This window comes from Gilliamella sp. M0364, assembly GCF_016100565.1.
Taxonomy (GTDB): domain Bacteria; phylum Pseudomonadota; class Gammaproteobacteria; order Enterobacterales; family Orbaceae; genus Gilliamella; species Gilliamella apis.
On sequence record NZ_JACFSF010000002.1, the window covers coordinates 1 to 15,224 of the forward strand.

The 15,224-nt window shown below is 36.6% G+C and carries 10 protein-coding genes, 1 tRNA gene and 1 CRISPR repeat array; all 11 genes read right to left on the reverse strand.

The features are described 5' to 3' along the window. Positions 1-342 precede the first annotated feature (342 nt). On the reverse strand, positions 343-912 hold the full coding sequence (cas6f, locus tag H3U96_RS03770) for a type I-F CRISPR-associated endoribonuclease Cas6/Csy4 (protein WP_065578583.1): 570 nt from the start codon (positions 910-912) through the stop codon (positions 343-345). 4 nt (positions 913-916) lie between these two features. Beyond that, on the reverse strand, positions 917-1,930 hold the full coding sequence (gene csy3, locus H3U96_RS03775) for a type I-F CRISPR-associated protein Csy3 (protein WP_065614520.1): 1,014 nt from the start codon (positions 1,928-1,930) through the stop codon (positions 917-919). 35 nt (positions 1,931-1,965) lie between these two features. Next, a complete protein-coding gene (csy2, locus tag H3U96_RS03780) occupies positions 1,966-2,883 on the reverse strand; it encodes a type I-F CRISPR-associated protein Csy2 (RefSeq protein ID WP_086360869.1) in 918 nt (305 codons plus the stop codon). Then, positions 2,883-4,265, reverse strand: a complete 1,383-nt coding sequence (gene csy1 / locus H3U96_RS03785; protein WP_086360868.1) for a type I-F CRISPR-associated protein Csy1 — start codon at positions 4,263-4,265, stop codon at positions 2,883-2,885. The genes csy2 and csy1 overlap by 1 nt, the downstream gene beginning before the upstream one ends. An 812-nt stretch (positions 4,266-5,077) precedes the next feature. Beyond that, on the reverse strand, positions 5,078-8,401 hold the full coding sequence (gene cas3f / locus H3U96_RS03790) for a type I-F CRISPR-associated helicase Cas3f (RefSeq protein ID WP_198195670.1): 3,324 nt from the start codon (positions 8,399-8,401) through the stop codon (positions 5,078-5,080). Then, positions 8,398-9,351, reverse strand: a complete 954-nt coding sequence (gene cas1f, locus H3U96_RS03795; protein WP_086360865.1) for a type I-F CRISPR-associated endonuclease Cas1f — start codon at positions 9,349-9,351, stop codon at positions 8,398-8,400. Before cas1f ends, cas3f begins: the two co-directional genes overlap by 4 nt. A 100-nt stretch (positions 9,352-9,451) precedes the next feature. After that, a CRISPR array of direct repeats spans positions 9,452-10,980; the repeat unit is 28 nt; unit sequence TTTCTAAACTACCTATACGGCAGTGAAC. A gap of 1,073 nt (positions 10,981-12,053) precedes the next feature. Then, positions 12,054-12,806, reverse strand: coding sequence for a TSUP family transporter (locus tag H3U96_RS03800; RefSeq protein ID WP_065614515.1), 753 nt, complete (start codon positions 12,804-12,806; stop codon positions 12,054-12,056). 2 nt (positions 12,807-12,808) lie between these two features. Next, positions 12,809-13,876, reverse strand: coding sequence for a chorismate synthase (gene aroC / locus H3U96_RS03805; RefSeq protein ID WP_198195681.1), 1,068 nt, complete (start codon positions 13,874-13,876; stop codon positions 12,809-12,811). 35 nt (positions 13,877-13,911) lie between these two features. After that, positions 13,912-14,805, reverse strand: coding sequence for a 50S ribosomal protein L3 N(5)-glutamine methyltransferase (prmB, locus tag H3U96_RS03810; RefSeq protein WP_198195684.1), 894 nt, complete (start codon positions 14,803-14,805; stop codon positions 13,912-13,914). Between the two features lie 150 nt (positions 14,806-14,955). Beyond that, positions 14,956-15,043, reverse strand: a tRNA-Ser gene (locus H3U96_RS03815). Positions 15,044-15,110: 67 nt separating this feature from the next. Then, a complete protein-coding gene (locus H3U96_RS03820) occupies positions 15,111-15,200 on the reverse strand; it encodes a YnhF family membrane protein (RefSeq protein WP_108720847.1) in 90 nt (29 codons plus the stop codon). Between the last annotated feature and the right edge of the window lie 24 nt (positions 15,201-15,224).

Below are 15,224 nucleotides of genomic sequence, written 5' to 3' on the forward strand. Positions count from 1 at the left end.
TAATTTGACTAAATAACAGCCTATTATTGCGCTAAAAATCATCTAAAAGTATAGTGACTGAAAATAATCTATGCAACTGATTTTAAAATCTAAATTGTTAACTTTTGTAAAGTTTAATCTCAACAACATCAATACACAAAAACCTTATTTCATAATTCTTGCCTACCTAGTTTTAGATATTTTTACCTATTCTGATCATTTCAGTTATTAAGGATTTTAAACTCAAAAAACCCCGTTCCTCAAATTTTTTAGCTTTAAAAAGTACGCTCCTCAAAATTTATGCTGTTAATATGGTTAGATATTGGCAGTTAAGGGCATTATAATAATGCCCTTATTATTTAGTTAAAAATCAGGAACAGTAGCAGTTTTGCTGAGTCCGTAACTATTAAATGTTCCTTCAACAGCCGTTGCACATTTTTGTTGTTTCAGCCACATAATAAAATGTTGCCCTGTGCTTTTGCTAGCAAAATGGAGGTGTGGATAGTTCAAATGAACGCTGCCCCATTTTTCAACCATTTTACTTTTTACTTCGGCTGACCATTTACCTTGTGCGGTTAAACGTTTTTCGGCTCGTCTTAAAGCACTTTGTCCTTTAGGATTAACACGAATTAACCGTAAATAACCTTTAACACTTGTCGGTACAGATGCTATTGGCAGGGCTAAGGTGTAATCATTAATTACAGTTTGCTGTAGTAAGGCAGTTCTAAATTGTTGTAACTGCGCTTCATCGCCAAATAGCCGGATAATTCCACCTAATGTTCGCTGTACATTATAACAAGGAAAGCTAACTGCAATATTGCCTTGATGGTTAACTAATACTTGATGCAGTGATTGCATAACTTGATTAATCACTTCAGTTTCAGTTATCTCAAGTTGCGGAATTGCCCGTAGTTCAAAATAGTGAGTAAGCATAATATTACTCCTTACCACTAGCACCAAATACACCACCACGAATCAGAACTGCGATAACATAATGTTGTTGTTCAAGCGTTGGTTTTTCACCTTTGAGCACCCAATTATCAAATAAGGTATAAAAATCCTGTTTTTGTTTAGGTTGTCTAAAAGCATGTCCCATAGTGGTAACTGCACCATAAGGTTCAATAGCAATTGGGAACTCGGCGTTTTCAGCATACCAAGTATCAATAGTTCGAATGGCATTGCTGATTTTTTGCGAGTGCATTGCTGCCTGACCATTTTTTTCATACAGGACTTTACTTTTTTCTTTACCAGTATCCAAAATCAATTCTTGTGATGGATAGACCTCTTGCCCCAATCCCATTTTTAATTTGGCTTGAATATCGAAAATAACAAACTCTTTGCCTAATAAGCCTGCCTCAATCAGAGCAGCGAGGTCATTTACCGATTTGTCATCATAATCAAATGAATTTAATTGATATTGCTTAACATCACTCACTTCAATCGTTGCTATTTTGTCATCTTTTTTACGAGTAATGCTAATACTGATTTGTTCGGCAACCATACGATTACGCCATAACCAACGGCCATTTAATATATTAATTGCATAACGTTTAGCTAGTGCTTGCATCCCTTCTGCTTTGATATAGCTTTGAGTCGTTTTGGTTAACTCTTCTTGGTAATCAATATCATTACAGACTGATGGCGAACCTAAGAAAGGTAGTACTTTACAGCTCCATTTAACCACTAAGGTATCTTTATCGGCATCAAGCGCTGCCACATCGACTGTTTGTAAATTAGCTTTTTGAATTTCAGCATCTAATTTAGCCGGATCATTTGCTAAAGCATTTTTAAGCCGATTTGAAATGGTACCGCGAACAGATTTTTCAGATAATAAAACTGGCGTTAATTTTTGGTCATCATGGCTCTTTTGCTGGGCAAAAATGGCATCAGAAATATCAAAACTACGTTCAAAGGCTAATACTGATGCGGTGGTGATTTTATCTTTACTCATAATTTATTCCTTTTTTCAATGCTAAACTTGTTTAATTAATCTTGATTAATAATATAAATATCTGCGTCATTCGATTGCAGTTCACTGCATTTATAACGCCAAAATGCTTGTGATAAATTTTCTTGTAACCTTAGTGGAAATATCCACTTACCTAATCCATAAATACATTCGACAAATTGTGTTGAATGTTGATTACTACGGGCATGTTCAACCATTCCTGCGTCAAACAGTGGTGAAATAGCTTGATAACCAAGTGGTATCGGCACTAACCAACCTCGTCCCTGCTTGACCGATGTGGTTTGCCACTGATCTTTTTCTTGCGGATGATGATGCAACATGGCAGTTTCAACTAACGCGTCAAGTGCAGTGGCATTCGGATCTTTTTGTTGTAGCTCGGCGGTGATTTCCTGTAAATCTTGCTGCGCTTCAACTAAGACAAAAGCAGGTAATAAAGCTTGAGTTAAATCATCAAGAGATTCTGAAGCTGAATATAATCCTACTGATTCAATCTCAATAACTTGACCACCAGCAATACGTTGCTGATAGAGCTTTTGTCTTATCTGGTTAATAAATTTTTCTTGATCATTAACATCATCGAGGGTTTCACGATCCTCAATTTTCACCTCAACAATTAAAGACACATCTAGATGAACCCGTCCTTCTTCGATTATCGAGCGGGTATCACCATTTTTAGCTAACGGATTGCGAGTGAGTCGAAATGTATAATCCGCATAATTATTAGGTCGATAAACTTGTACATCACAATCATGACAAGCGATTAATACACCATCCAGATAGATAGGATCATCCGACTCAATTTTTCGATTTAAAGCATGAATCGCCCCTAAAAAGCCAGAGATAGCCGGAAAACCATAAGTTAATGGACTGGAGATGGCATTGGCATTATGAATTTTGACATGGTCAAATAGAAGATAGTATTTTAAAGATGCCATTAATTTATCCTCCTACCTCGTGGTTTATTGGATTTTAATACAAACCGAAACTCTCTGCGCCATTTTTCAAATTCTGGGTCTGAAAATTGTTCTGAAATTTGACCGAACTTGTCTTTTAGAATTGTTTGTATCCAGAAAGCAAAATCTTTTTCTAAATTAACTTGCCAATCAGCTCGATCATATTCTTGTTTAAATTTTTCTTCTCCATCTAGATTTGCTCTACTCGGATCAAGCCAAAGTTGCTGTTCTAATTTTAATGAAGATTCACGACTCCAACCTGCATATTTAGACGTTTGAAGATGTTTAACATACTTAAAAATCATCGTTAAAATCAGAAAAAAAGATTCTCTTCTGTTGTTTCTTCGAGAAAAATCATTTTTTTCAGCATTAATGGTTTCAAATAATAATTTAAAGCCAAATCGACAATAATATTGTAAAGATCTGTTAAAAATAGTTTCTTGTTCATTTGAAAGTGATGGATAAGAAGTTTTACTAAATTGAGGCGGCATTGAAGCTAATAAGAAATTACGTCCCATTTGGCTACCTATAAGTTGGCTAGCATTTTGCGCATTACTTCCACCCAATTTAACGACAGCAAGATCATGAAAAGATATATAAGATTTGTGTTCAATATTCTTTATTCGTCTTTGTTCGCGTGCTTGTTTATTTTCTTCCGAAAATCTAGCCTGTACTTTTTGGTAAACAAGATGACATAAAGATGATGGATGCAATGGAATCAATAAGCGATAATTGTCCTCTTTTTGTGATAAATAACTCTCTTCACTATTTGGCCAATATAATTGTTTATTAAGCTCAGAAGCTTGCGGTTTACTCCAATTATCATTAAGAAATTTACTGAAATTTTCTAAATAAATGGTTGCTTTATTTTCATCATCTGATAAGGCTTTTTTAACTTCTGGATGACGGTTAATAATTAACTGTAGAATAGTTATATCATCTTTAACAACCTGTTTCAGTAGACCAAAAATATCTAATGCCGATGCACCACCTGTTGCATCAAAAGGTAACTTATCAATTGTTGCAGATGAGACAAAATTATTGTAAACATCAGGTTTTATTTGAGTATTGTAATTCGCATTACTCCCTTTAGAGCTTGGGTGAATACCTTTTGACAAGTGCGTCGTAATAATTATCCAAGAATAACGACGTGTAGCGGCATCTTCCATCCAAGTTTTAAAATCAAATCTTTTACTCAGTTCTAACATCTTCTGTTGAGATTCATTAACTGCTTTTTGATCACCTATTTGTTTGGCTTTTTCTAACTTGGCCTGTTCACTTTTATAACTGCTGTTATTAGCAAGCCGTTGCTGAAGAAAGTCGACAATGACCTTTCTTATATCTTGCCAAGAAATATTATTCATTGGCCCTCCTTATATTTATGATTACAATACAAAAAAGGCTTACGCAATTAAGTATAAGCCTTTTGTTTCATTATTATGCTACTCTAAATTTCAAATATGAATTTAATCTATTGATTGCATCCATATTATAAAACAATTCATTATTCTTCATACGACTGTATGTAGTTTGATTCAACTCTAATTTCTTAATTAAACTTTTAACCTCTTTACTTGTCGATATATTTAATATTTTCATTATATCTTTTATAGAATAGAAATTGCATCTCTGTGAAATGTCAAAACATATTTCATCATTCGCAGAAGAATCAGTTATTACAAATTGTTTTAATTTAATTAACTCATTCTTTTTATCAGAAAATTGACTCTGTATTATCAAAAATGTATTATTAATCATCGTTTAGTTCCTTTATTTAAGATTAAACGACCTCCCCAGATGGTAGAGCATCTGGGGAAATCCTACTTTATTTCAAATCTTGTGAATTAATCACAAATAAAATATAACACCAGTAAATCCTCAACGTCAATGATTATTTTTAACAAAAACAAATATAAAATATTATGGGAATCAATTATTAAAATTAATATAAAATATTATGGGAGTGGAAAACCGCCTATACGGCGGTAACGTAACAAAAACAAAATAAAATTTTATGTTTCTAAACTACCTATACGGCAGTGCAGTTAAGTATAGAGTAATTATTCGAGCATTACTAGCATGCACTACTCAGCTGATTATTTTCTATAAAAATAATTGAGGAAACACCTTTTTTAAATATAAAATTTTTATAAAAAATAATAAATAACTTCTTCTTTTAATCTCTATCTTTATAAAAACCAAAATAGGGATGAAAGCACCAACGTGTTTCGCTATTCACATTAATAGTACAAAATTCATTAGCTAGCCGATAATGATTTTTATCTGGAAAATATGCTGCTATTTGAGTAATCGCTTGCTCAACGGTATTAGTAAGCCATGGCTGTATCAGTGGATTGGTAAATTGCCAATTATCATATTTAAAATTGTAATTTTGTGTATCCTCACACTGTTCGTTTGGTTTTTGCCAAGCGATTTCGGCATAACTAAATCGGTATTCGCCATTGTCATCAAGTTGGCAGATATACTCCTCTTGTGGTTGCTCTTGCAGCCTGAAAGGCGAGATTAACTGTAGATGGACACAATGGTGATGTGCCAAATCAGTTTGCCAATAACTGGTAACATAATTACTTTTGCGCGCATTGATTGGAAACAAATTTGCCATAACCTTATGTTCTAATTCTGCTAGTGTTAGGCCTGCTTGCGAATCAGTTATAATACGAGGAATCGCATTAATATTAGCTAATTGTTCTGCTGTTATCAGTTGCTCAGTCTTATGGGTTTTTAATAAAAATAATGGTTTTTGCTCAAACCCCGGTTTAGTAAAGCAAGCGCTATTAACCCCTAAATTGTTGCCGTTTTTCATCGCTTCTAAATTACTGCCTAGAATCGCCACATTAGCACTTTCGGCTATTTTTTCCGGTCTATGACGCCAAACTCGTCCTACTAACTGAATAATTGAACGCATTGAAGATGGCTCAACAATTGCCCAATCATAATCATGGTCACGCCCAACTTCAGTAACCGGTGTGCCGATGACAATAAATATGTGATGTTGTTTATCACTGTCTTTTATTGCTGCACGGATTTCAGGTTGTTGAAATAATTTATTAACATCACTACGGTTTAAAATTCTATCCAATTTTTCTTCTAATTGACTGCGCAATAGTAGCAGTTGTCTGGCATGATAAACCACCAGATGAAATTGAACATTTGCCGGTAACTCAGTTTGCTGGTAGATTTGCTTAGTGAGCGACATCACCTCATCAATGTGCGCAAAGCGCATTAAACCGAGACTAATTTTTTTGTTGGTTTGCGGATCTTGTTGATGGTGCTGTAAATGAAAATGATAAGCTTGATCTAATAACTGTTGCGCCAATAAAGCATAGCCTAGATCTGAATTTTCTTTTTTTTGTAATGGGTAATTTAATAATTCTAAAATTTGCCCTCGACGGCGAATTACCCCTTGTTGCAACTTCGCTATTCTTGTTTCGATAAACTGCATATGATGATGTTTAAAATTAACCGTATCAACGATTTGTTCGACTGACTGCTGATATTCATCAAACCATCCACAAATAATCCCCTGATTAGACCTTCCTGTATTCTGATTCCAAATTTTGCGACCGGCTTGATAAGCATCAAATAAACCAGCAATCAGATCTGGCGTTAAGGTGGCTGATGAGAGTAACACTTTACTGCCATAAAGCCCGGCTAAATAAACTAACCTTGCCAAAGCAGGTAAATCTCGCTGATCAAAATCATCCGGTTCATCTAAAATTAAATCAGCGGTAAGCAACCTTAAGGTAGGGGCAATATATTTGCCGCCTCTGAGACATTCGCTAGCTTGCATTAAGTGATCAACAGTACATGTCACAATCGGCGCATAGATCAACTGACGAGCCTTACTATTTTCGATAATGGTACCAAGCTCACAGTCAGCAATACCACTCTCTGCCACATCAATATATTCATCGACTAATGATTCTGTCGATTCACAACCAAACGTTTCGGGATTTATCTCATTTTCATTTTTAGTAATTTGCGGCTGATTTTCTAACTCAAATAGGGTCTTTGTTGCTCGACCCCCAACCAAAATAGCCAAATGTTCATCAGTTAAATGCAATCTTTCTCGTAACGCTTTACCAGTTTGTAAGGTTAATACTCGTAATCCTAAAGCAATCGTAAATCGTACCCCTCGCTGTGGATTTGATAATGCATACATAATTCGCCCATTAGCTAAGGTTTTACCACAGCCAGTCGATGCCATATTGACGCCAAAAAAGCCATTATCCTCACTTAATTGTTGATAACTTTTAGCTAGATCAAAAGCATGGTTTTGCCATTGAAAGCGTTTAATCGTTGTACGTTGCGTAAATGGTTTATGCTGATTAATTGCTGGTAATTCAGTGTTCATTTTAGGTAGCAAGCGAGCAAAACGAGCGCTAAAATTAGCAACACCTAATAGATGATCATCTAATCGTTGATTGGCTTGCTGGTTTTTATTGGTATTGGCGATAAGAATATCTTTAACTTCTTCTGCTTTTTCATCATTGATTGATATGCTGGAATAGTTATGGTCAGCAACCATAAGACTTAATCGTGATAGATGTAATAATAATGAATCAATATTGGTTAATTGCATTAAAGGTGGGTGATTAATTGCCTTGCTTGCATAGCGACTTAATTTTTTAAGCCAAGATTGGCTTAAGGTTATATCACTTTTAAGTTGCCAAAAATCGGCACTGTCTTCAATATTAAAATTTCTAACCCATTGTTCAACTGCTTTAAATGTTTTAAAAAAGCTTTTTATTGTGAGACCCGAAATATCGAAATCATCTTTTTGTTTATTTTGACAATCTTTATATCTAACTGGCATTAAAAAAGGCATGCGATGGTGTGACACAATTAACCAGCCAATCCATTGGGCCAATAATGGCAATTGAGAGAGATCGTTTTTTTCTGTCTTTGCTAGCTCTTTATACCAATCAGGTGTAATTTGTTGATGATCAGCAAAATTAGCTAAACGGGTTAAAACCTCTTGATTAGTATTACAATCACGAATCATCAATAAGAATAACTGTAATGAAATCCACTCATGACGAAACGGATCACCTGCCAGTCGACTTTTACGTAATTTATCTTGAAAACCGACTGTCGCTTTGCCCAAATCATGCAATAGCGCAGCAATGGTTGCGATAAGTTGGATAGATGTGGCATATTGCCAACTATTTTCACTATCATTGCGTAATATATTGCGCTTAGTACGATTAGTTGGCACTCGGCCTTGTTGATTAAATTGGCTTTTATCACCAACAATCCAGAGTAGATCGGTTAGATTTTTTCCATGCGTCCAGTAACAAGCAACGGCAGTATTTTTTCGTGCTGTTTTACGTAATAATTTATACAGTGTCTGTAAACCATCGGCAGTCATCGGCGTTTGCCAAGTTCGTTCACCACAACGTTCAGCAAACTGATCGATAATACGACGAGTCTGAGTTAATGCATTTTTCTTGCATTGGCTAACTAGCAAAATATTCATGTTTTATCTGCTATCTGTTTCAATGTATCAATAATCATATCCAGTGCACCTAATTGTGCAAACTGTGAAATACATGCTTGTCGAAATTCTTTTTCACTATCACCTTGTTTAGCTGATATAAAAGCTTGTGGTAACACTATGCCATCTTTAATAATATCAGCAGCATCAAATACTAGCCCTCCACGTCTGGTTTTGCCATGTAATATAGCCAAACCATGTGGTAAGCCTAATACCCAACAAGCTGTTGCACCTAATCCATAAGCTAAATAATTACCATGATCTAGAAATTGGTTAGCAGGATCATAATGCTTGCCACGTGTACCTTGCTGCCGTTTAAAATTATCATCTTGTAAAGTCAGTTGATTTGCCATGCCATAAAGGCGTTTGCTGATGCGCCCTTCAGCAGCTAACAATGCTTGACTCGTTGCCGCATCTTGAAATTGTTTTTCAGCATCGTTTAACAACGTAGTGAGTTGCTTATCGTCAACTTGCCAATCAAATTTCGGCCAACATTGTTGAATAATTTTGAGTCGCTGTTGTTGAAGGGTTTTAGCAGCTTGTAGGCGGAGATTATCGTCAAACCAGAATTGACACCAACTTTGCAGATATTCGGTTGCACGATATTCACTTTGCGGTGAAAAAAATTGGCAGGCAAATTCCGATTCTGTCGAGGAAAATAGAGGCGTTCCACCACCGCCACAAAAACCAATCATGACTCCTGCACGAGAAAGCTCACGCACAGCAGCTTGAGTTAATGAAGTGCCTGTACCAAGTAAAATACAGCTAGTATTGGCTATTGGAATATTCCAATATAATGACTGCTGCCCTTGATCAGTCACATATTCAACTCGACCACCATTGACTAAAACTCGACAATGCTCCAAATAATAGATATTAGCACGCTTGGAATGTAGAATCGTTTTAAGATCAGACGAATGAATCAAATCCATGATAATAAGTAAATAAACTCAAATTCTAGATAGCAATAAATTAACATTGTTTTATGTATAAAACGAGTCTTTTAAATAATTATCTAAGAGATTTAATAAATGATTTTACTGCCTATACGGCAGTGAACCAGAAACCCAAATTGATACAGTAATCGATAATTTTCTAAACTACCTATACGGCAGTGAACGTACAAAAGTATCCAGTGAATTTCTAACTAGCTTTCTAAACTACCTATACGGCAGTGAACCAACTAAATGCCATCCCCCATCCTTTTCACATTTTCTAAACTACCTATACGGCAGTGAACATATTTCATTTTGCTTACACCATTTCAAGTTATTTCTAAACTACCTATACGGCAGTGAACAATACTGAACAAAGGTCATTAATTACTTCATATTTCTAAACTACCTATACGGCAGTGAACTTTTTCAATTTCTTCTTCTTCTAACTTGATCGTTTCTAAACTACCTATACGGCAGTGAACTTTTGGCCTAAAATCAGTTGAGATATCGCCTATTTCTAAACTACCTATACGGCAGTGAACGACTCAACCTCATATCAACGTGAAATGAGTAGTTTCTAAACTACCTATACGGCAGTGAACTTGCAGGTAATGCGCCAACGGTATCAGCATCATTTCTAAACTACCTATACGGCAGTGAACATAACTTGGGTTAAATCCTTTTCGACTAAATCTTTCTAAACTACCTATACGGCAGTGAACAAACACTCAGGCACAGGCTATCATCTGCTGCATTTCTAAACTACCTATACGGCAGTGAACGACCAATCAGGGCAAGACCACTACACCACGGATTTCTAAACTACCTATACGGCAGTGAACTGGGCATAACACCCAAAAATACGGGGGGATTTTTTCTAAACTACCTATACGGCAGTGAACATCGAAAAACTTCACCGATTACCGCGCCAAACTTTCTAAACTACCTATACGGCAGTGAACATAAATTTGTTGATACAAAAAACCGCCGAGGCTTTCTAAACTACCTATACGGCAGTGAACATAATCGATCTGACAGCTGGGTCAACGTGGCTTTTCTAAACTACCTATACGGCAGTGAACGAACGGAATGATGCAAATCGGTGGTACACCATTTTCTAAACTACCTATACGGCAGTGAACTAATCGAAGCGCCAAGATTTTGTGCCGCTGGTTTTCTAAACTACCTATACGGCAGTGAACCTGAACACTATACAGGTAATCCGTGTTTTGTTTTTCTAAACTACCTATACGGCAGTGAACGTTTTAAACGGATTAGTAATTCGACGTGAAAATTTCTAAACTACCTATACGGCAGTGAACATCTGTTCTTGTCGAGCTTGCCTAGTTTTCACTTTTCTAAACTACCTATACGGCAGTGAACATGGGAACATATTCAAGATAACATCTCAAACTTTTCTAAACTACCTATACGGCAGTGAACTTCCCCAATAATGATTAACCGTTGGAGGATAATTTCTAAACTACCTATACGGCAGTGAACTCCGAGCAATCATACCCCGAATTTCGTCACGCTTTCTAAACTACCTATACGGCAGTGAACACATATAACGCTCATACTCTCGCTTTTGTTCATTTCTAAACTACCTATACGGCAGTGAACTAGAATCCAATATACTATAAATGCAGTTGGCAAAAAGGCAAAGCGCAATTTTACTATTAAAAACCCTTTTTTTAAGCGGTTTTTCAACATATTGATTTTTAAAAATTTTATTTTAAGTCAAAAAAAAGGGTTAGCAATAAGTAGGAATTTAATTTTCAAAAACCCCTTTCCTCAAAATTTTTTAGTTCTTTATTTTTTGGATTGTTTGAGTTTCGGACGTTTGTTGTTTAGTGGTTATTTCTATACGGTGATTACGTCCGAGTTAAGAGGGTTGGCGCCAACCCTCTTTACAATCTCCCGCGGCGACCACGCAAGTGGTCACGATGTGACTGCCTTCCGCCTTCGTTCGCTCTTAACGCACCGGCTGTGATTTGTTCCTGACAAAGCACCGCCTTGGCAAACATCCCTGTTTGCCATGCTAACCTCACTCAGTTGTCAGCACGTTGCGAATGTCGCTAAATTAAATACACCAAACTTATTTGCCAAAATAAACTCTTATTATTGGAACTAGCTGATGTTATAACTAACGTTAGCGATTTATTGGATGGATTTAGGCTTTAAAAACCCCGTTCCTCAAAATTTTTTAGTTGTTTGAGTTTCGGACGTTTTGTTGTTTGATAGCTAGTTTGGTGGCTAGTTCTATACGGCGATTACGTCCGAGTTAAGAGGGTTGGCGCGAACCCTCTTTACCATCTCCCGCGGCGACCACGCAAGTGGTCACTGCGTGACTGCCTTCCGTCTTCGTTCGCTCTTAACGCACCGGCTGTGATTTGTTCCTGCCAAAGCACCGCCTTGGCAAACATCCCTGTTTGCCATGCTAACTTCACTCAGTTGTCAGCACATTGCCAATGTCGCTAAATAGGAAGCACTAAACTTATTTGCCAAAATAAACGTTTATTATTGGAACTAGCTGATGTTATAACTAGCGTTAGCGATTTATTGGATGGATTTTTAGGCTTTAAAAACCCCGTTCCGCAAAATTTTGAGGAACGGGGTTTTTAATTGGCTAATGTATTCTTGGTTGTTAGCTTATTGATGGTACTAAAACTGGTTCTAAATTTTATTAGCGATGATTAAAAGAAGTTTTCATAGATTAATTTGATGCTCATGATGGTTGAAACGGTAATTAACATTGGTCTTATTAATTTTCGTCCTTTAGCTATAACCATTTTTGCCCCTAATCTTGCACCGATAAATTGGCCAACTAACATAACTAAACCAATTGACCATACTACTTCACCGCCAGCAATAAAGAAGATTAATCCTGCTAAATTAGAGGTAAAATTGAGTACTTTGGTATGGGCGGTTGCTTTAGTTAAATTGAATCCAGCCAGAGTAATATATGCGAGTGCATAGAATGATCCGGCGCCGGGCCCAAAAAATCCATCATAAAAGCCAATAATCAACGCAGGAATCAAAGCAAATTGTAAAATTGAAAGCCGACTATTACGATCACTATCTCCGATTGTTGGTGATAGTAGAAAATAAAGTCCTACGCTAATGGTTAATATTGGTAATAATAATTTTAAAAAATCCGCTTGTATATGCATGACTGATAATGTGCCAAGAGCGGAACCAATGAATGCACAAGCAATCGCCCATTTTTGCTGTTTTAAATCAACCATACGTTGGCGAATAAAATAGAAACTAGCAGAAAAAGAACCGCCACAACTTTGTAATTTATTAGTGGCTAACGCACTAGCTGGTGGTAATCCTACAGCCAGTAGTGCCGGTACCGTTAATAGTCCACCGCCACCAGCAATTGAATCAATAAAGCCTGCTAACGTCGCAATTAAAAAAAGTAAAGCCAGTAATTCGTAACTCATGATTATTTTACATCACTACATTGGGCCCGATAGCGAAGATAATGATCCATTAATACGATAGCGACCATTGCTTCAGCAATAGGCACTGCTCGAATACCGACACAAGGATCATGTCTACCATGGGTTGAAACTTCGACACTTTCGCCATTAATATTAATTGATTGTCCAGCAATTTCAATACTTGGGGTTGGTTTTAATGCTATGCTACTAATAATAGTTTGACCCGAGCTAATTCCCCCCAAAATACCACCAGCATGATTTGATAAAAATCCTTGTGGGGTTATTTCGTCACGATTTTCACTACCACGTTTATTAACCGCAGCAAAACCATCACCAATTTCAACCCCTTTTACTGCATTAATGCTCATTAATGCATGGGCAAGATCAGCATCTAACTTATCAAAAACGGGCTCTCCTAAACCTACTGGAACATTTTCAGCCACAATGCAGACTTTAGCGCCAACTGAATCGCCCTCTTTTTTGAGCTGTCTTAATAGTTGATCAAGAGCCTCTAGTTTACTTTCATCTGGACAGAAAAAAGGATTTTGATCAACTTGTTGCCAATCATTTAATTGGCACTGGATATCACCCATTTGCGCTAAATAACCACGAATGGTAATACCTAACTTTTCATGTAAATATTTTTTAGCAATAGCACCGGCCGCTACACGCATGGCAGTTTCGCGTGCCGATGATCGACCACCACCACGATAATCCCGAATACCATATTTTTTTTGGTAGGTATAATCGGCGTGACTCGGTCTAAAAATATCTTTTATTTTGCTGTAATCTTGTGAACGTTGGTCGGTGTTTTCAATTAATAATCCAATACTAGTACCAGTAGTCACACCTTCAAATACCCCGGATAGGATTTTTACTTGATCAGCTTCTCGACGTTGCGTAGTGTAACGAGATGAACCAGGACGACGGCGATCAAGATCGTGTTGCATGTCGGATTCGGTTAAATTCATTCCTGGTGGCACACCATCAACAATACAACCTAGTGCAGTACCATGTGATTCACCAAAGGTAGTGACTTTAAATAATTTACCAATCGAATTTCCTGCCATAGTTCTTATTCCAATTTTTTTATTTTATAGTTAATTTATTTAAAATAGTGCTGATAAGTCTTCAAGTCAGCCTGCGTAATTGCAAATACGCCAAATCCACCATGCTCAAAACTGATCCAGTTAAAGGGTACATCTGGATATTGTTGTTGTAAAGACACCCAGCTATTACCAACTTCACAGACTAATACACCATCAGGTGTTAGATAGTCACAAGCATCGTGTATAATTCTTTTTGCTAAGTCTAATCCATCAAATCCTGCTTCGAGTGCTAATTTTGGCTCATATAAAAACTCGTCGGGAAGATCATTCATATCTTCATCATCGACATAAGGAGGATTAGTCACAATTAGGTCATATTTTTTATTCTCTAATTGATTAAATAGATCGGATAAAATTGGCGTAACTTGATATTGCATATCATGCAATTCAATATTAGTTTGCGCGACATCTAATGCTTCTAATGAAATATCGGTAATATCAACTTGAGCATCAGGAAATGCATAAGCACAAGCAATACCAATACACCCACTACCAGTACAGAGATCTAAAATATTTTTTGGTTCACTACTGATTATATCTTTAAACTGATTATTAATCAGTTCACCAATAGGAGAACGTGGGATTAAGACTCGTTCATCAACGTAAAAACTATGACCACAAAACCACGCTTGATTAGTGAGGTAAGGTGTAGGTAAGCGATCATTAATACGTTTGTTGATGATCTCATTTAGTTGTTGTTTTTCATCATTAGTCAGATTTGCAGCATAAAATTCTGGAGGAATAAATAGTGATAAGCCGAGCGTAGCTAAGATAAGTTGTTTGGCTTCATCGATAGGGTTATCGGTGCCATGGCCTAAAAAGATGTCTGATTGACTAAGTTGTGAAGTGGTCCAGCGTATATAATCCTGAACAGTGCGTAAGTTTTCCATAGTAACTCCGAAAGATCGTGGAGAGGAAGAGATTAATCGTCACGTCAGGTCATTAAAGCTGAGGTAAATGCCAAGACCATATTAATAGATTTTGTTGGCAATGCTAAAGAACCTAATGGCTCTTTCCTTCGATGACTGAATAAATATTCATGGCGGTGAGGAAGGGATTCGAACCCTTGATACGTTGCCGTATACACACTTTCCAGGCGTGCTCCTTCAACCACTCGGACACCTCACCTTAATTTAGCCCTGCTTTTTGAAAGCAGGGTGCATACTATAATTATCTGCAAACAATTAATCAAGTGTTAATTCATGTAAACGATGGTTCCGAATACTAATAAAACAGCTAAAATAAGAACCGTTGCAACTAAAGCATATTTTAAATTGATACTCATATTACTTATTCCTTACTTTTTGTT

Coding starts and splice junctions, on each gene's coding strand:
- cas6f (WP_065578583.1), bottom strand. CDS start 912: ATGCTTACTCACTATTTTGAACTACGGGCAATTCCGCAACTTGAGATA.
- csy3 (WP_065614520.1), bottom strand. CDS start 1,930: ATGAGTAAAGATAAAATCACCACCGCATCAGTATTAGCCTTTGAACGT.
- csy2 (WP_086360869.1), bottom strand. CDS start 2,883: ATGGCATCTTTAAAATACTATCTTCTATTTGACCATGTCAAAATTCAT.
- csy1 (WP_086360868.1), bottom strand. CDS start 4,265: ATGAATAATATTTCTTGGCAAGATATAAGAAAGGTCATTGTCGACTTT.
- cas3f (WP_198195670.1), bottom strand. CDS start 8,401: ATGAATATTTTGCTAGTTAGCCAATGCAAGAAAAATGCATTAACTCAG.
- cas1f (WP_086360865.1), bottom strand. CDS start 9,351: ATGGATTTGATTCATTCGTCTGATCTTAAAACGATTCTACATTCCAAG.
- H3U96_RS03800 (WP_065614515.1), bottom strand. CDS start 12,806: ATGAGTTACGAATTACTGGCTTTACTTTTTTTAATTGCGACGTTAGCA.
- aroC (WP_198195681.1), bottom strand. CDS start 13,876: ATGGCAGGAAATTCGATTGGTAAATTATTTAAAGTCACTACCTTTGGT.
- prmB (WP_198195684.1), bottom strand. CDS start 14,805: ATGGAAAACTTACGCACTGTTCAGGATTATATACGCTGGACCACTTCA.
- H3U96_RS03820 (WP_108720847.1), bottom strand. CDS start 15,200: ATGAGTATCAATTTAAAATATGCTTTAGTTGCAACGGTTCTTATTTTA.